Source organism: Ferrimonas pelagia, assembly GCF_039543565.1.
Classification (GTDB): domain Bacteria; phylum Pseudomonadota; class Gammaproteobacteria; order Enterobacterales; family Shewanellaceae; genus Ferrimonas; species Ferrimonas pelagia.
Window position 1 is genome coordinate 95,529 of record NZ_BAABJZ010000015.1, and the last position, 16,962, is coordinate 112,490.

Here is a 16,962-nt window from a genome sequence, read left to right on the forward strand (position 1 = left end):
GCGCGCCTTCCTGTGGACATTTGCCTACCACCATAGGGGATCGGGGGATAATTTCCAGCCCTGGATTCGACAATTTCGTGCGTCGCCAGGCAGAAATAACAAAGCCTGACGAGGGGAACTCACCGGGCTTTGAAATATGCAGCTTGATGTCGTGATGAAAGCGTAAGGCTGACTGCGCTCGGGCTGTGTGCCGGCAGGCGGATGGCGTGAGACTGGCCGTCGAACTGCACAGTTTTGTCTTGCGGTTCTGCCTCTTCATTTTGCAGAAACTGCACCAACTCACCGTCGCGTTTTACCTGTCAACTCCACTCGAAAACTGATCCACTTTGGTGCCGGTTTCGGCAATCGAAACCAAGGTTATTGGAACCGACGGCGGTGCGGTTGTTGACCGTCAGATCGCTGCCGTTGTTGCAGGAGGACCGGGCTTGAGTCAGCACCTGCGGTTGTGCCTTGGGCAGGCGCACAAAGGCTTCACTACGGATCTCATTGCAGACAACGCCAACACAGGTCAGGGCTTCGTTGGTCATGCCTTTGGTATCAGAGTTCAGCTAGGAAACGGGTACAAAAAACCCGCCAGATGGCGGGTTTAAGACGGATTAACGACTGATTAATAGCTGTCTTGGTGAACCGACAGTACGGCGCGGCCGGAAGGATCGGTAACCGCAGACAGACTTTCATCCCAAGCTAGCGCTTCCGGGGTGGAGCAGGCGACCGACTTGCCGCCGGGCACACACTCGGCCGCACTGGGCTGCGGGAACTGCTCAGCAAACAGGCGGCGATAGAAGTAAGCCTCTTTGGTGTCCGGCGTATTGTGCGGGAATTTAAAGTGGGCATTTTCCAGCTCGCTGTCGCTCACCTGGGTGTCGGCGTATTCCTTGAGCTGATCGATCCAGCTGTAACCAACGCCGTCACTGAACTGCTCTTTCTGACGCCAGGCGACGGATTCAGGCAGATAGTGAGCAAACGACTCACGCAGGATCTGCTTCTCGATGCGGCCCTCTTTGATCATCTTGGCTTCCGGGTTGAGGCGCATCGCCACATCCAAAAACTCTTTATCGAGGAAGGGCACACGACCTTCGACCCCGAAGGCGGCCATGGATTTGTTGGCACGTAGGCAGTCAAACAGATGCAGCTTAGACAGCTTACGTACGGTTTCCTCGTGGAACTCCTTGGCGTTGGGGGCCTTGTGGAAGTAGAGATAGCCACCGAAGATCTCATCGGCGCCTTCGCCGGACAGCACCATCTTAATGCCCATGGCCTTGATCATGCGCGCCATCAGATACATGGGGGTAGAGGCACGGATGGTGGTCACATCATAGGTTTCGATGTGGTAGATCACATCCCGCAGCGCATCGATCCCTTCCTGCACCGTGAAAGTCAGTTCGTGATGCACGGTGCCCAAGTGCGTCGCCACGTCAGCGGCGGCCTTGAGATCCGGCGCGTCCTCCAAACCAATCGCAAAGCTGTGCAGCTGGGGCCACCAAGCGGCGCTGGACTCGTCCTCTTCGATTCGACGGGCTGAGAATTTTTTAGCCAACGCGGAGGTGATGGAGGAGTCTAAGCCCCCGGACAGCAATACGCCATAAGGCACATCACACATCAATTGGCGTTTCACCGCGGCTTCCAGCGCCTGGCGCAGCTCGTCGCGGTTGGCATCGTTATCCTGCACCTCACCGTAGTGCTCCCAGTCCCGGGTGTAATAGTGGATGGGGTTGCCTTTGTGCGAATCCAGATATTTGCCCGGCAGGAACTCTTCGATGTGATTGCACGCTGGAACCAGTGCCTTCATCTCCGAGGCAAAATAGAGGTTGCCAGCCTCGTCTCGGCCTTGATAGAGCGGGATGATCCCCATGTGATCGCGGCCAACCAGATAGCGCTGATTCACCTTGTCCCACAATACAAAGGCAAAAATGCCGTTGAGCTTGTCCAGGAAGTCCACGCCGTACTTATTGTAGAGCGCGAGGATCACTTCACAGTCTGAGCCGGTCTGGAACTGATAACCAATGCTGAGCTCTTCCCGTAGCTCGCGATGATTGTAGATCTCACCATTGACCGCCAAGACCAGATTGCCGTCCGGGCTGTAAAGGGGCTGGGCACCGTTATCGATATCGACGATGGCCAGGCGCTCATGGGCCAGAATGGCGTGATCGTCGGCGTAGATCCCGGACCAGTCCGGACCACGGTGACGCAGTGTTTTACTGAGCTGCAGGGCCGACTGGCGCAGCAGCGCTGGATCGGATTTGAGCTCTAATATGGCAAAGATCCCGCACATAGGGACAACTCCTTGGACCTTATGATTGTTAGGGGGGGTGAAGTGCAGACTGCCATGGCGATCGGTGGAAACCAACCCCTTACCGAGCTGGAAGGCTGGATCGATTATGACGTGAGGTAAACTGGTTATGCACCGGGAAAACTCGACGCTTCGTGAGGTCGCCAGCGGAGAAAAACTCAAGCCAAGGGCCGCAAAATGTGCGGCCCGAGGTGGAGGGGGTTGAGGTTTATTGCGCAGGGCGAAGTGAGTGGAACTCACTGGCGGGCAGAAAGCCCGGCCAATACGCGCTGTTGGCTAAGGCTTGGCCGGCTTCAAAGTACACCTGGATATCTTGTAGGCTGCCGGTCATATCCCATTCAGGGCGGTAGATATCGCAGGTATTGTGATAGCAACCTTTCTGGAGTTGGCGTAGCTGCGCCTTGTAATCGGCGGTTTCTTGGTCCCAAGGGGTTTGCCCGCCGCGCGCATACACCGAGGGCACGCCTTTTTGCACAAAGCTAAAATGATCGGAGCGATAGTAACCGCCAGCTCCGGGATTGGACTCTGGGGCAATGGTGCGCCCCTGCCGCTGCGCGGCGACCACCAGTAGGGTCTCGAGCTCGGATTGGCCTTGGCCGACTAAGGTGTAGTCTCGGGTTTTGCCATAGACGTTGGTGCTGTCGATATTAAACAGTCCGGCGACGTGCTCAAGCGGGACGATGGGGTTGGCGGCGTAGTATCGGCTGCCCAGCAACCCCTGCTCTTCACCGGTGACGGCGAGAAAACGGATGGAGCGCTGTGGCGGCGTGCCGCTGGCAAAGCGTTCGGCGAGCGCCAATAGCGCCGCGATACCGGTGGCGTTATCCATGGCGCCGTTGTAGATCTTATCGCTCTGAGCGCCGATGTGGTCCCAGTGCGCCGTGTAGAGCACCTCCTCATTGGCGGACTGGGAGCCTGGGAGCAGCGCCACCATATTGTGGCTGGTCGCGTGTTCGATGGTCTGTTCAATGCGGGCGTTGGCCTTGATATTCAGGCTCACGGCGGTAGGGCCTTGCTGGGCGCGTTCCGCGAGGGCAAGCAGATCTAGCCCCGCTTGGGCAAACAGGCGTTTGGCGGCTGTCTGGCTGAGCCAGCCTTCCAACAAAGGGTGCGGATCGCGGCTGTCCGCCATATCCAGCTGTGGCCCGGTCCAGCTGTTTTGCACCACCAGCCAAGGGTAGGACGCGGGTTTGGTGTCATGGATGATGAGGGCGGCGGCGGCGCCCTGCCGGCCGGCTTCAGCGAATTTATAGTCCCAGCGGCCGTAATAGGTCATGGTACCCCCCTTAAACAGGGCGGGATCGGCGCTGGCGTAGCCCGGATCATTGACCAGGATCACCACGGTTTTGCCGGTCACATCGAGCTGGGCGTAATCGTTCCAGCCATATTCCGGCGCGTTGATCCCGTAACCGACGAAGACCACATCTGACGACTCTACGGTAACTTCGGCTTGGTCGGCAAAGCTGTTGAGCACCATATCAAACAGGTAGCGGTAGGTGTGCTCACCCAGGGACAGGTTGGCACTCTGGGTATGGAACCGTTTCATCGGCACGGCTTGGCGGTAGCTGTCGCCATTGCCGGGTTGCAGACCGATCTGACGAAAACGCCGCTCCAGATAATCCAATGTCAGATCCTCACCTTCGGTGGTCGGAAGCCGGCCTTGATAGCGATCAGACGCCAGCTCTTGGATGTCGGCTCTCAGTTGGGCCTCATTAAAAGGCGAAGGGGCATTGGGTTGGGAAAGGGGTACGCAGGCGCTGAGTAAGGGGAACAGCAGAAGTAAAATCCATTTCATTGTTGATCTTCTTTGGTTAATTGTATCTTGCACAGTGTGCCTCAGTCGTAGCCGGGCATAAATCTCTAAACCTAAACAAATTGTTAGCGTTCATATCTACGAACCCTCTCTTCGCTCGCGGGTAAAAATTCGTAAATTCAAGCCGTGATCGGTGCTGCCTCACGCCAAAGCCGTGGCTCCGATGATACGTTATGCCGCCCCACCGATTGGCGGGAAAAAAATAACAAATGCAATGGAGTTGATGGTGCCCAAAACGGTTTTCTTTCCCCGCCAGTCGCTGCTGACCGGCTGTATTCTCGGCGCCTTGGCGATCCCCGGAGCCGCTTTGGCGACTCCGGCGATGGACTCGGCGGCCAACGCCGCGCTGATGGCAGGTGGCGTCGATCTTAGTGCCACCCGTGACGAGCGCATGGGCTGGTTCCGCGATGCCAAGTTTGGCATGTTCATCCACTGGGGTGTTTACGCCATGTGGGAGGGCCAGTACCAGGGCAACGACACCCCACGCTACGCCGAGTGGATCTGGAACAACGGCCGCATTCCTGCCGATGAATACATCGAGATGGGCAACCAGTTCAACCCGGTCAATTACGATCCTAAGGCCTGGGCCGAGATGGCCGAGCAGGCGGGCATGACCTACATGGTGATCACTGCCAAGCACCATGACGGCTGGGCGCTGTGGGATACCCCGACCTCCGACTGGGGCGTGAAAGACACGCCTTGGGGCAAAGACTTGCTCGGGCCGCTGAAGGACGCGGCGACCGATGCCGGGCTGCGTTTTGGCTTCTATTATTCGCAGTCGCTGGACTGGGGTAACCAGGGCGACGAAGGGGGCGTGCATTGGGACAAGAGCTACACCGAGTACGGCCCGGACAAGTCCACCTGGCCCGAGCGGCTGGAGCAGTACCATGCCGAGATCGCCCGCCCTCAGGTGGAAGAGCTGACCACCCGCTACGGCGATCTGGATATCTTCTGGTGGGACATGCCTAAGAGCATCACCGATGATCAGGGTCAGCAGCTGGCGGACATTCTTTGGGGTAACCAGCCGCACATCGTCTCCAACGGTCGCCTGACCGGTCGGAATAACGCCATCGATTTCGGCGACTTCGACACCCACGAGCAGTCCATCCCGGCGGTGCCACAGCTGGACAGCTACTGGGAAAGCTGCATGACCATGAACCACACTTGGGGTTGGCGCGTCTCGGATCACGACTGGAAGAGCACCACCACCTTGATCCACAACCTCACCGGTGTGGTCGCCAAGGGCGGTAACTACCTGCTCAACATCGGGCCGAAGCCGGATGGCAGCTTCCCGCAGGCCTCCATCGACCGACTGCATGAGATCGGCCTGTGGATGGACGTCAACGGCGAAGCCATTCACGGCACCGAAGCCACCCCATTCCTGTTCCAACAGGCGTTCAATGGCGCAGTGACCCAGCGCAAACATGATGAAGGCACCACGCTGTACCTGCACGTTTACGACTGGCCATCCGATGGCGAGCTGCGCGTGTTGGGTGTGGGCAACGATAAGCTCAGTGCCTACCTGTTGGCGGACGACAAACGCAGCGCGTTAACCGTTAACCGTGACGACAAAGGCGTCACCATCGCCGTGGGCGGTGACGCGCCGGATCCACACAGCAGCACCGTGGTGCTGGAAGTCAAAGGCGAGCTGGATATCTTCGAAGTGGGCGGCGTGATGACCGCCGAGGGCATGATCCTGCGCGCGCTGGACTCCCAATATGATGGTGCCGTCTATGAATCCTGGGACAACAGTCTGTCGAACTGGACCGCTGACCAAGGGCCTGCAACCTGGAGCGTCGATTTCAATGAGCCGGGCCGTTACGCCATCGAGATGCTGCATGGCAATCTCGAAGACGCGCAGATGGCGTTGAGTCTGGGTGAGTACCAGACTGAGTTGTTCCTGCCAGCGACTGCCGATCTGCGCATGGGCCGTAAGCACCGCACCCCGGTGATCGTCGGTGAGCTGGAGGTGCTCAAAGGGGGCGAGCAAACCCTGAGTCTGATCCCGACTGAGGACAGCGGCGAGTTGCACTTCTCCGAGTTGACGGTCAAGCACCTGCCGGACGCGCTGCAGCGTCCCGATGGCAACATCACCCTAAATGCCCTGAGCGCTGACTACGCCGGTCAGTCAGAGGTACGTCGGGGTGCCCGGCATCTGCTGGAGGGTCAAAAAGAGACCTTCAATTGGATGTCGACCATCACCCGTCAGGCCGGCCACTTCGATGCGGTGATCCGTTATCAAAGCGAGCAGGCGCAGCAGCTAGCGATCTATGTAGGTGAGCAGCGCTACGATTTTACCCTACCGGCCACAGGTGCCTTCGTCGAGCCGCTGGATATCCACCTGGGTCAGCTTAACCTGAGCGAATCCGGAGCCACGCCGATCCGCATGGAAGTGACCGCCAAGGACACCATGGATTTCTACGGCATCGAGCTGTACGAAGCCAACTTCTTTGCTGCCGCTCAGGCCGAAGGGCAGCAGCTGAGCACCCAGTTCCCTATCGCCCGGGCCGCCTACAGTCATGTGGACAATGGGCAGCACCCGCAGGCTTACTTTGCCGATAAGGTACTGGACGGCAACTCGGAAACCCGCTGGCGTCCGAACATCAAAAAGGTGAAGCAGCGCTGGTTTGAGATCGATCAAGGTGAGGCGGTCAACATCAAGACCATCACCACCGAGATCACTGCGCCCAAGCGTAATGCCAAGCTGCTGGAGCAGTTGACCCTGACCGTCCGTTATCAGGACGCGAAAGGCCAGTGGCAGACGCTGGCGACCCTACCAGTGCTTAAGGCCAATGAAGGCTTCAGCGTCGATAAGGCCGCTCGCCTGTGGCGCTTCGAGTTTAGCGAGCAGCGCGGCAACTTCTCCGTGCGCCGGGTTGAGATGACTCAGTAAGTCCCCCGCAATTCCCTTAAGCCGCCTTCGGGCGGCTTCTTTGTGAACAAAACGAACGAGTAGAACAATGACACTAGGACGTTCTTTATCCTTGGCTGCCGGTAGCTCGCTGCTGCTGGCTGGCTGCGGCGTGCCCCAGCAAGAGAATGCCGCTCCAATGGCGCAGCGTGCCATGCCCAACCTGCTGATCATCTACGCCGATGATCTGGGCTACGGTGATCTGGCCATTCAGAATCCCCAAGCCAAGCTGACTACGCCCAATCTGGATCAACTGGCCCGTGAGGGGATCCGCTTTACCGATGCCCACGCCTCCTCGGCCGTGTGCACCCCCAGCCGCTATGCCCTGCTGACCGGCAACTACCACTGGCGCCGCAACCATGGCATCGTCGGCAGCTTCGATCCCTCCTATTTCAATCCGGGTGAGTACACCCTGCCGCTGATGCTGCAACAGGCGGGCTACCATACCGCCGCCTTTGGTAAGTGGCATCTGGGCTGGGATTGGGACGCGATCAAGCAACCCGGTGCCGAGGAGATCGGCGAGGGACGCGATCGCTACTATCCGGCCGATGCGTTTGACTGGCGTCAGCGCATTCCCGGTGGCCCGGTGGATCTGGGATTCGACTATTACTTCGGCGACGATGTCATCAACTTCCCGCCCTACACCTGGTTTGAAAACGACCGAGTGATCGGCGTACCCACTCAGCAGATGGACTTCGACAAAACTCCGCCGAAAGAGGGTCGCTGGGAAGCCCGCAAAGGCCCAAGCGTGGCGGATTGGGATCCCTACACCGTGCTGCCGACCCTGGCAGAGAAAGGGGTGGAGTACCTCAAGCAGCAGGATGGCGAACAGCCGTTCTTTATGTACTTCTCCCTGCCGTCCCCCCATGCGCCGATCATTCCCAACGATGAGTTTGATGGCAAAACCCAAGCCGGTGCTTACGGTGACTTTGTTTATCAGACGGATCACGTGATCGGTCAGTTGCTGGACACCCTCGAAGCACAAGGGCTGGCGGACAACACCATTGTGATCTTCTCCTCCGACAACGGTGCCGAGAAGTACATGGTGCAGCGCTGGCACAAGACCGGTCACGACAGCTCTGGCGGTCTGCGCGGCATGAAGCGCGATCTGTGGGAGGGGGGCCACCGGGTGCCAATGATCATTCGTTGGCCCGCTCAGCTTAACGCCGAGCAGGTGAGGGATCAGACCATCAGCCATGTCGATATTATGGCAACCATGGCGGGCCTGATCGGTACCAAGTTACCCGAGGATGCGGCACTGGACAGCTATGATCTGCTGCCGTTGCTTACCGGTGAACTGGGCGATGCCCAGCTGCGCAAAGGCACGGTACAGAACACCTGGCCTGGCGTTTACGCCATCCGTCAGGGGGATTGGTTGTTGATCGACCACCATACTGGCAGTCACAATCCTCAGGTGCCTAAGGTTTACTGGCAGCTGTCCGGCACCGAAGCGGATGACGAAAGCACAGCAGGCCACTTGTACAATCTGCGTGAGGATCTGGCTCAGAAAGACAATCAATATCAGCAGCATCCTGAGCGGGTTGAGCAGATGAAGGCTCTGCTGCAAAGCTATATCGATGAAGGGCGCAGCGTCACGCGCTAATTGAATGACTGCGGCTTACCGGGCCGCTGCCATCTTCAAAGGTTGACCTGGTGTTTTGAGATCGGTCGATCCTTTGTGGGCCAAGCCAGCTGTTCCGACAGCTGGCTTTTTCATGCTCTCCACTTTGGGCTCCTACCCCAAGGCTTCTGCGTGATCCCTAAATAACGGTTCCGAATTGTGCGACATCCAGACTTTACCCGCGTTGAACCCTCGGTTTGGGGCCAGCAGCACTTAGCAAAGGGGCACTGACACCGAGCAACTCAAGTTCCTAGTTAAAACGCATTGCGAGTTCCTAAGAGCAAAAGCCAGAGCCACAGGACCTGGAGGTCGGTATGCCTTTAGCAACGCTTCTCCCCTAGGAACTCGGAACTCATCCCTCTGAGCCAATGGGCCGTGTGAGCTCTGAATTCCCACCCAAATGGAGCATATTTAGGATCAGCCATTTAGCAGCTCATGGGACCCGCTCCTCCTGCAACCCACGGAACTGTTTCGTTGGTTTGAACACTCTTTTTGGAGCGCTTTTCCTGTCGTTGTCACAGAACACGGGTGTGGCGCGTGTGGGAAAACGATTGGCGTACAGGGGCAAGCTTGTTTGTGCATTTCGAGTAGCATCATACCCCACTAAAGCAAATATAAACCAATGATAGTGTTGGATTATTCCGTGTGGGCAGATGAATGTGTGACCGTGAGGTTGCGAGTTCAAGGCCTGCTGCTACAAAGGAAATGATTTTGAAACGATTGATGTTACTGGCTGCATTGGCCGCCCCACTGTCCATGGCTCAGGCTGAAGAAGCCAAAGAAGAAGCACTGATCGATCCGTCCGATCTGACTCGTGTTTATACCCAGGCCGCGGTGTTTGTGACTTCTGACGCCAACATTCGTACTTCTACTATGGCGACCGGCGCCTGGACTGACGATATCCAGTTCGCGGGCTTTGTCGAAGCCTACTGGGGCGATCGTAAAAATGAAGACGAATTCGGTATGGATTACCTCAATGGCCGTGCCCAGTACTTCCAGGTACACGGCATCAACAACGGCGTGATGCCTCGGATCGGCTTTAGCACCGACTTCATGCATTACAGCAATGTTGGCGCAAAAGACAGCAAGATCGCGGCGTTCGGAGCCATCGGCCTGATCAACCCGAAATTCACCGGCGGCAAACTGATGCTGTTCCCGAATCTGGCCTATGCCACCGGCTCTATGGGTGGGGAAGACGTGGATGGTTACGCCGCGAACCTGTACGCCACCCTGCCCATCGGCGGCCAGGGTGCCTTTATCCAGTTTTCCCCTGAGTTCCTGAGTTTGTCTGGCGATACCCTGAACATCGACACCATGACCTACAACGGCTTCATCAGTGCCCCGATCAACAAAGGCCGCACCCAGTGGTTGATGACCAAGATCTCCCACAAGAGTGAGACCATCAACGGTTTCAATGACGAAGGTGATCTGACCCTCGAAATTGGTTATAAGTGGTTCTTCTAATTCGGACCAACGTTCGTAAAAGCAATGGAACAAAGGTGGCTTAGCCACCTTTTTTCTTTACCCTATAGCGATATGTCAAAATCCAATCTTATTAACGTCGACAGCGACGTTGTCACCGAAAGGGATTATCGCATCCATGCTGGCTGGTCCCGTTTGCTGGCACTTGGTGAGGTGGCAAAGGATCTCCGTGCCCTGCGCGACCAGCTGTTTGCTCTGCCCGAGCAGAACAGAGAACTGGCGGCGTTACTCAAGGCCACCGAGCGTGTCGACCCGTTGATATTCGATGCCTACAGTCTGGCGATTTGGACGGCGCCATCGTTGCAACAAGCGTTGGAGGTTGCGGCTCACTTCTCGGCGATCCTTTGCGTTCCGCTGCGGCTCCATCTGCACCAAACCCAGTCGGGCGGTGCCGAGCTTTGGGTGTTTGATCATCTTTGGGAACGTGGCGATACGCCGGTGTCTACGGTCGGCGCCACCCTCTATCTCGCGACATTGATCCGCCTGTTTCAAAAAGCCAGCGGCGGCTGCTCCCTTGAGGTGATGATCGGGCCATGGCCTTATGCCTCCAATCAACTGAGTGTGGCAGAGCGGACACTGCAATGTCGGATCCAAACGGACAGCCGGCTGCGCAAATTGTGCTTTTGCCCGAGCCAGTTAGAGCGACCCTTACCTCAAAGCAATGAGGCCATCCACAGCAACAGTAAGAGTCTCTTGCGCGAGCAATTGGCGTTGTTGGAACAGCACAACATGGTGGTGAAGGTGCATACGGCGTTGTTTAGGCAAGCGGATCTGACTGGCGTGGATTCAGGGCGTATCGCGGGGCAAATTGGCATCAGCGTTCGTACACTCAACCGGCGCTTAGCGGTGCAGAAAACCAGCTTTCGAAGGTTGCTTGATGAGCATCGTTTGGAGCGGGCAATGGTGGCCCTGTCGCTGGGGCAAAATAATTTAACCGACATCGCCTACCAGCTTGGCTTTTCGGATCTGAGCAGTTTTTCCCGCGCCTTTAAACGCTGGACCGGGTACAGCCCCACCGAGGGTCTGCAGCTGTTTGCTAAGTAAATCGTTATGGCAGTGTCTCTCCCTATCAAAGGGCAGGGCGGCGGCATTTCGGTTGTGGGCGCTGGTGCCCGAGTCGCGTTGGCGAGGGCTAGTCTTTTGTGTGGAGATCATCTGCGCGGATCCCTCTGCATACCGGCAACCGTGGCGTTGCATCCGGGTTGATGTTGCGTTTACGTGGAAATAGGTCCATCAGGCTCTCAGTCTGCTTGCCCGCACGTGTTTGGCACCGCCATCAGCGGCGTAATAAAAGCGCTAGCCTCAGACTTGGGTATTTGGGTATTTGGGTATTGGGACGCAACCGTCCGTGGGAGCACAGTAAAAAAGGCTTTTGAGCGTGAGCTCAAAAGCCTTTTTGTTGGATCGCTTGTGGCCAAATGCCGTTAGCGAATCCATTGGGATGAAGCGCGCTTACTGAGCAGAGTCAATGACCAACTGGGTGATGTCGCCGGCCAGGCCAGGCTGATCCAGACGGAAGCTGACTTGCTTGCCGGACTCGCGGATCTTGTTGACGTTGTAGTGCAGTTGGGAGATCACATCGCCCCACTGGTAGTTAAACAGGGTCTGGCCGGATTGCAGGTGCTCGGTGACGTTGTACTCGGAGGCATAACCGGTCATGACGCCGTTAACAACGCGGTTCGGCGCATCGTGGGGAACAATGACAGGAACGCCATTGAGTTTGATCAGGCCGTTCATCACGCTACTTGGCTCGCTCAGGTGGCTCACGTAGTAGGAGGCGTGGATGAAACGGTCTTCCGGGTTGATGTTGCCGCCGGTGTGCAGGTTGGTGTAGAGGCCTTGAGTTTCTTTCTCGCCCCAGCCACGCTGAGCGCGGTCCAGGCTGGCCAGATGCACATCGAAGTCCGGCTGGTTGGTCATCACGTTGTACTGCGGACCGTGCCAGATCTTGGACTCGCCGTCGCGGAATTCGATGACGGCGGAATCGCCGGAGATATCCTGCAGGCTGAAGTGGATGTTCAGCGCCATATCGACACCCGGGATGGTCTCGGTCACGCCCGGGTTGGCTTGAATGTACTCAACCGCTTCAGCGACGTCGGCAAACTGAGAGATCAGGTGTTGTAGGTAGTGGATCACGCCTACATCGCTGGGCTGCTTGCCGTCCTTCACAACCATATTGTTATCAAACAGAACGTTACCACTGAGACCTGCGCTGTTGGTGGCGTTGGCGAGGGCGCCATAGGTCAGCAGGCCGGTGACATCGTACTTGGCGTCATAGGTGTAGTCGCCGCCCAGGTTGGCTTTGTAGCTGGTGCCTTTCGGGTAGTTGATCAGGGTAACGCCGGTGGGCTCCAGCCAGTCCATGGTGCGGCTGACGAAGGTGCCGTGTTCTTGGGTATCCCAGAACACTCGGGTGCAGGCGTCAGCAGCGGTGGTGACGCCAACGGCGAAGACGCCGCAGATCATGCTTTTTAACAGGTTGGGTTTCATGGTGATCGATTCTCGCTCTTGGAGTTGTTCGGTGATTGCCCCTAAGCATGCCCCACAAAACCAGCCAATCACACTGCACAATGAACGATAATCCCCATCAATACCCCCGTGACTGAAAATGCTGCTCGGCGCACGTTCGGATCCGATCGATCAGGGCGTTCTCCTTTAGCTTGTGGGGGTAAAACAGCGATAGCCCGAGTGAAGGGGAGTTGGCGATCTCGTCGACCTTCAGTTCATGGAGTGTGCCGTTCTTCACATGGGGCTGGGCCAGATCACGATGGATGACGGTCCAGCCACTGTGTTTCACCATCTCGATCAGCATGTCGGGATCGCTGATCAGATGATGTTGCGGTGAGAGCCGAAACAGCGCTGGGGCAAAGCGGACGTAGTCTTCACAGACGTATTGCTTTTCGGCGGCGAGATCTTCGATGGACAGTCGTGGCAGGTTGCGCAAGTCACTGCCACTGCCGGCGTAAAACCCCATCTCGCTATAGCCCACATGACGGAAGGCGATCTCCTTTGGGGGGAAGTAGCTGGCGTTGTTATGGGGCATAAAGGCGATGGCATTGGGACTGCTCTGCAGCTGCGCAAACACCGCCTCTCTTTCACCCAGTAGCCAGTTGGTCCTGACGTTGGGGGAGTGTGCCGTGATCGCCTGCTCTATCTTGATGGCCAGCGACCGGGGTAAAAACCCATCGTGGTAAAGGGTTAACTCCAATAAGGCCTCATTGAACAGCAGCTCAAATGAACGGGTGAGCTTTTCGGTACTGTGCAGCAGGTGCTTGGATTGGGCATAGATATGGTCGGCCGCTGCGGTCGGTTGCGCGCGTTTACCGACGATCTCGAACAACGAGACATCATAGGTGTCCTCAATGGCCCGCACCTGCTCGCGGATGGTGGTTCGGTCTTTGTGCAGCTTCCTGCCTGCGGCACTGAAGCTCTTCTCTTCGTAGGTGGCGCAAAACGCCACCAGAAGCTCGTAGGAAAACATGGCCGATACTCCTTGAGTTGTGTATTCAACTCAGATGTTTATTTGATGTTCCGTTGACGTTCGCTGCGGTTGCCAGGGCTTCGCAATTGGCGTGATGCGTGCAGCGCCATCGGGCCGGGGCGCACTCAGATCACCAGACTGTCTGCCTGTCGGTTCAGGATCGCCAGGGCAGTGGCGATCTCATCGTTGAGTTCGTCCCCCAGCGCGAAGAACAGGCAAAGGCCCTGGCGGTAATCTCGCTGCGCATCGCTGACCGCAACCTTGTGCAGCTGTCCTGCGGCCACCTTGGGGGCGGCGGTGGCGTTGGTCAGCAGGATCCAGCCTTCCTGTTTCAGACACTCGATCGCCAACTCCAGCGTGGCGACACGCTGCACTGCATTGCCCAATACCATGCTGGCCAGCTCGCCGGGGGAGGTGGTTTGCAGCTGCAGTTGTGACAACAGTCGCAGCTCATCCATGGTGACCGCCTGCCGAGAGGCCAACGGCGATTCCGGGTGGCAGTAGCTGGCCATCGCCATGCTGCCCAGATAGCGGGATTGCAGCCGAGCCTTGGTGCGCGGACTGTTCTCTGCCGCCATCAGGGCAAGCTGACAGGCGCCGGACTCGATGGCCTGGTAGGCGTCGTTGCGGCTGGCCATCACCAGATGGACGGTGAGTCTGGGGTAGTGTTGTTTGATCGCCGCCGTGGCTTCGGCAAGCCAGGCTGGCGGGATCATGGCGTCGTAGTAGAGGGTCAGGGCATCCAGTGGCCGATCCAGCAGGGAGAAGGCGGCCAGTGAAAAATCCTGCACCTGTTTGGTGACATTGGCGGCCCTTGGATAGAGCTTGTGGGCCGCGGGGGTCGGCGTGGCTTTGCGTCCTTCGATGGTAAACAGGGCGACGCCGATGGTGTCCTCCAGTGTCATCACATGCTCTCGGATGGTACTGCGCTCCTTGTCGGTCGCGCGGGCGGCGGCACTGTAGGAGCCATGTTGAAACACCAGGGTAAAGGCGTGGATCTGCTCTATCGATATCATCAACTGGATTGGTCGAGTTAGGGAGTAAATCATTCTAACGCTGAAACAAAAAGGCGCCAAGCTGTGCGCTTGACGCCTTTGTTTGCCACTGTCCCAATCTGTTGTTGAATGTGTAATTTGCTTTCAAGTGATGACTTTACGCATCAATCAAGTCCGATGCCGCGCTGGCGGCGGCAGCCAAAGAGGGCAGGCCCTCTGAAGGACTCTCCCGGCCTCCATCGTCGCAAAATCCTCGCTCCCATGGCCTGATTCTGCGGCACCGGTGCGAGTCGGCGTCCTGCCTCCGCGCACCGCTCCGGCCATCCTTGGCCCTCGGCCTTGACTCAATCCATTCCGCTCTGGCGACTCAAAGTCGGCGAAAAACGGGTGGGTCATCGAGGTTTGTCATCAAAATCTGCATATTGGCTCGCCAACAACCCCTTGCGATAGAGCCTTTGTCTCTCTGCCAAGCACGGCTTATAGCCAGGGGCGATCCTTATGCCTGGCCGTCAGCGCTTATTTTTGGTTCAGGAGCTCTGCCGCTTGGCGGAAGTAGGCCGGGATCTTGATCTCGCCATAAGGCGGGATGTAGGAGACGGCGGAGAAGTAGACCGCAGCAAAGTCACGTTCGGGATCGATGTAGATCCCCTGGCCGGTATTGCCGTGCTTGTACATGGCGCCATCCTCATAGAACCAGTCAAACTGGTAGCCCGCCTTCACCGGCTTCTCACCGGAAATGGCGATGGCCTGACCCTCTTTGGCACCGCCGACAAAGGCGGTGGCGTCACCGGAGGCGCGGATCTGCTCCAGCAGGGCTGGGGTCACCACTTGCTCATGGGCCACCTTGTTCCAGCTTGGGGTGTACATCGCCGCGAACTTGGCGAAGTCTTCCAGTGTTGAGGAGGCGAGCCCCATATTGAGCGGCGTACCGTCCTGGGACAGGTGCATCGCCAGTGGCATGCGCGCGCCGAGCTTGCCCCAAATGCGCTGTTCAACCACGTCGGATACCCGCTTGCCGGTCACCTCCTGGATGATCATCCCCAGCACATGGGTGTTGAGGGAGGAGTAGCGCAGACGCTCGCCTGGCTGTTCATCTTGCAGCGGTTGGACGTCGCGCAACGCGTCGAGCCAGTGGGGGCGCTCGATGGCGGTGTCGGTCGAGGTGACGGTGCTACCGACGAAGCGGACAAAGACGCCGTCGGGATCCAGGATCGACGAGTTGGTCTCTTCGTGATCCAGACCGGCGGTGTGGTTGAGCAGGTTCAGCACCGTGGGTTGATCCCATGCCGTGCCCTTAAGGGCTTTAGCGTACTGGCTAGCTGGAGCATTGACGTCGATTTTGCCCTCTTCAATCAGCATCGCCATCACCAGGCCGGTCAGCGTCTTGGCGGAGGACATCCAGATATGCATGTCGGTTGGGCTCATGCCCGGGTAGGATTCGTACACCACCTCACCCTTGTGGATCATCATCACGCCCTGACTGCGGAAGATGGGATCCACCACATAGTCGTTCAGGCTCATCGGCCCCTTGCTGTCAGTCTCCACCAGGATCTCGCCGATCTCGGCTTTGAGATTGCGCTTGAGGATCTTCTGCTCTGGGTGAGGATTGATCAGATCAGTGCGCATCACCGATGACCAGTTGGTCAGGTAATAGAGGGTATGATCGCCACCCATCTGGGCGTGGAAGCTTTCGAAGCTGTCGTAGGCCCCTTGGATAAAATCCGCGTCAAACCCCTGTTTGGCCTGGGTGACCGGCATGGTCAGCTGGGCACCGGGTGCCGCCAAAAACTTCGCCAGTGGGTGATCGGCCGGAACCGCAGCCAGTGCGGCGGTGCCAGTAAACGACATAACTGCCAGTGTCAGTGCCTTGATGTTGAATCTTTTACTCATCGTTCTTCCTCTACAAATTGCGTCAGGCTCATCACGCCATGTCCATGAGTCTATCGGGCCGGTTTTCCGGTACAACGCAACTTTGTAGGGGAATACACGACAAGTGCTGTGACTGACAAAACACTCTGGATGGACTCTGCGTTGAGGCTCTAAAGCCGGTGCAGACGTTTGTTTGCTTTGTTGTTTCTATGTCGGTTGATGGCCATGAGCAACAGACGAACGGGCAGCGGTCGCGTCTTAGATTGTGAGCCCAGCTCGCTTGCGCAGAGTTCAACGGGGGTAAGGGGGGAGCGAGGCTCGCCCAATGACAGCACTTGGGAGCTTACTTCCTATGAGCCGGTCAGCCAGATGAGGCTAAATAACTGTTCCGAAATGTAGATCACTGAGTTCTCAGATTTGGAGGGAACTCGGCTTCCATTGTGCGATCTGATCAATCGCCAAAAAGAAAAGTTCGACAAGGAAGCCGAGCCCCATGATGC

Annotated in this window: 11 protein-coding genes; 4 read left to right on the top strand and 7 right to left on the bottom strand. The window is 57.5% G+C overall.

Annotation, left to right across the window (positions count from 1 at the left end; translation table 11 throughout):
• Positions 1-299: 299 nt before the first annotated feature.
• The 3 genes from ABEA08_RS06170 to ABEA08_RS06180 all read right to left on the bottom strand — a co-directional run bounded on the left by ABEA08_RS06170 (position 300) and on the right by ABEA08_RS06180 (position 4,085).
• Positions 300-527: a hypothetical protein gene (locus ABEA08_RS06170; RefSeq protein WP_345334337.1), complete on the bottom strand. Its 228-nt coding sequence runs from the start codon at positions 525-527 to the stop codon at positions 300-302.
• A gap of 80 nt (positions 528-607) precedes the next feature.
• Entirely contained in the window at positions 608-2,272 is a 1,665-nt protein-coding gene (asnB, locus tag ABEA08_RS06175) for an asparagine synthase B (RefSeq protein WP_345334339.1), read from the bottom strand.
• A 226-nt stretch (positions 2,273-2,498) separates the two neighbouring features.
• On the bottom strand, positions 2,499-4,085 hold the full coding sequence (locus tag ABEA08_RS06180; RefSeq protein ID WP_345334341.1) for a M28 family metallopeptidase: 1,587 nt from the start codon (positions 4,083-4,085) through the stop codon (positions 2,499-2,501).
• Positions 4,086-4,329: 244 nt separating this feature from the next.
• On the opposite strand from ABEA08_RS06180, the gene ABEA08_RS06185 reads away from it, so the two are divergent.
• From ABEA08_RS06185 to ABEA08_RS06200, 4 genes are all read left to right on the top strand, one after another.
• Positions 4,330-6,996 (top strand): alpha-L-fucosidase, encoded by a 2,667-nt coding sequence (locus ABEA08_RS06185; RefSeq protein WP_345334343.1) that lies wholly within the window; start codon positions 4,330-4,332, stop codon positions 6,994-6,996.
• Positions 6,997-7,063: 67 nt separating this feature from the next.
• Positions 7,064-8,617: a sulfatase family protein gene (locus tag ABEA08_RS06190; RefSeq protein WP_345334345.1), complete on the top strand. Its 1,554-nt coding sequence runs from the start codon at positions 7,064-7,066 to the stop codon at positions 8,615-8,617.
• A gap of 729 nt (positions 8,618-9,346) precedes the next feature.
• Entirely contained in the window at positions 9,347-10,099 is a 753-nt protein-coding gene (locus ABEA08_RS06195) for a hypothetical protein (RefSeq protein ID WP_345334347.1), read from the top strand.
• Between the two features lie 72 nt (positions 10,100-10,171).
• Positions 10,172-11,161: a helix-turn-helix transcriptional regulator gene (locus ABEA08_RS06200; protein ID WP_345334349.1), complete on the top strand. Its 990-nt coding sequence runs from the start codon at positions 10,172-10,174 to the stop codon at positions 11,159-11,161.
• Positions 11,162-11,569: 408 nt separating this feature from the next.
• Here the strand turns inward: ABEA08_RS06200 and ABEA08_RS06205 are convergent, their stop codons facing one another.
• The 4 genes from ABEA08_RS06205 to ABEA08_RS06220 all read right to left on the bottom strand — a co-directional run bounded on the left by ABEA08_RS06205 (position 11,570) and on the right by ABEA08_RS06220 (position 16,483).
• On the bottom strand, positions 11,570-12,607 hold the full coding sequence (locus ABEA08_RS06205) for a linear amide C-N hydrolase (protein WP_345334351.1): 1,038 nt from the start codon (positions 12,605-12,607) through the stop codon (positions 11,570-11,572).
• Between the two features lie 97 nt (positions 12,608-12,704).
• Positions 12,705-13,598: a LysR family transcriptional regulator gene (locus tag ABEA08_RS06210; protein ID WP_345334353.1), complete on the bottom strand. Its 894-nt coding sequence runs from the start codon at positions 13,596-13,598 to the stop codon at positions 12,705-12,707.
• A gap of 125 nt (positions 13,599-13,723) precedes the next feature.
• The gene (locus tag ABEA08_RS06215; protein ID WP_345334361.1) at positions 13,724-14,614 is read right to left on the bottom strand and encodes a LysR family transcriptional regulator; all 891 of its coding nucleotides are present in this window, start codon (positions 14,612-14,614) and stop codon (positions 13,724-13,726) included.
• Positions 14,615-15,109: 495 nt separating this feature from the next.
• A complete protein-coding gene (locus tag ABEA08_RS06220; RefSeq protein WP_345334355.1) occupies positions 15,110-16,483 on the bottom strand; it encodes a serine hydrolase domain-containing protein in 1,374 nt (457 codons plus the stop codon).
• Positions 16,484-16,962 lie beyond the last annotated feature (479 nt).

What these genes read in the sequence shown, in the direction of transcription:
- ABEA08_RS06215 (WP_345334361.1), bottom strand. Translation starts at nt 14,614, where the DNA reads ATGATATCGATAGAGCAGATCCACGCCTTTACCCTGGTGTTTCAACAT.
- ABEA08_RS06170 (WP_345334337.1), bottom strand. Translation starts at nt 527, where the DNA reads ATGACCAACGAAGCCCTGACCTGTGTTGGCGTTGTCTGCAATGAGATC.
- ABEA08_RS06220 (WP_345334355.1), bottom strand. Translation starts at nt 16,483, where the DNA reads ATGAGTAAAAGATTCAACATCAAGGCACTGACACTGGCAGTTATGTCG.
- ABEA08_RS06180 (WP_345334341.1), bottom strand. Translation starts at nt 4,085, where the DNA reads ATGAAATGGATTTTACTTCTGCTGTTCCCCTTACTCAGCGCCTGCGTA.
- ABEA08_RS06190 (WP_345334345.1), top strand. Translation starts at nt 7,064, where the DNA reads ATGACACTAGGACGTTCTTTATCCTTGGCTGCCGGTAGCTCGCTGCTG.
- ABEA08_RS06205 (WP_345334351.1), bottom strand. Translation starts at nt 12,607, where the DNA reads ATGAAACCCAACCTGTTAAAAAGCATGATCTGCGGCGTCTTCGCCGTT.
- asnB (WP_345334339.1), bottom strand. Translation starts at nt 2,272, where the DNA reads ATGTGCGGGATCTTTGCCATATTAGAGCTCAAATCCGATCCAGCGCTG.
- ABEA08_RS06200 (WP_345334349.1), top strand. Translation starts at nt 10,172, where the DNA reads ATGTCAAAATCCAATCTTATTAACGTCGACAGCGACGTTGTCACCGAA.
- ABEA08_RS06210 (WP_345334353.1), bottom strand. Translation starts at nt 13,598, where the DNA reads ATGTTTTCCTACGAGCTTCTGGTGGCGTTTTGCGCCACCTACGAAGAG.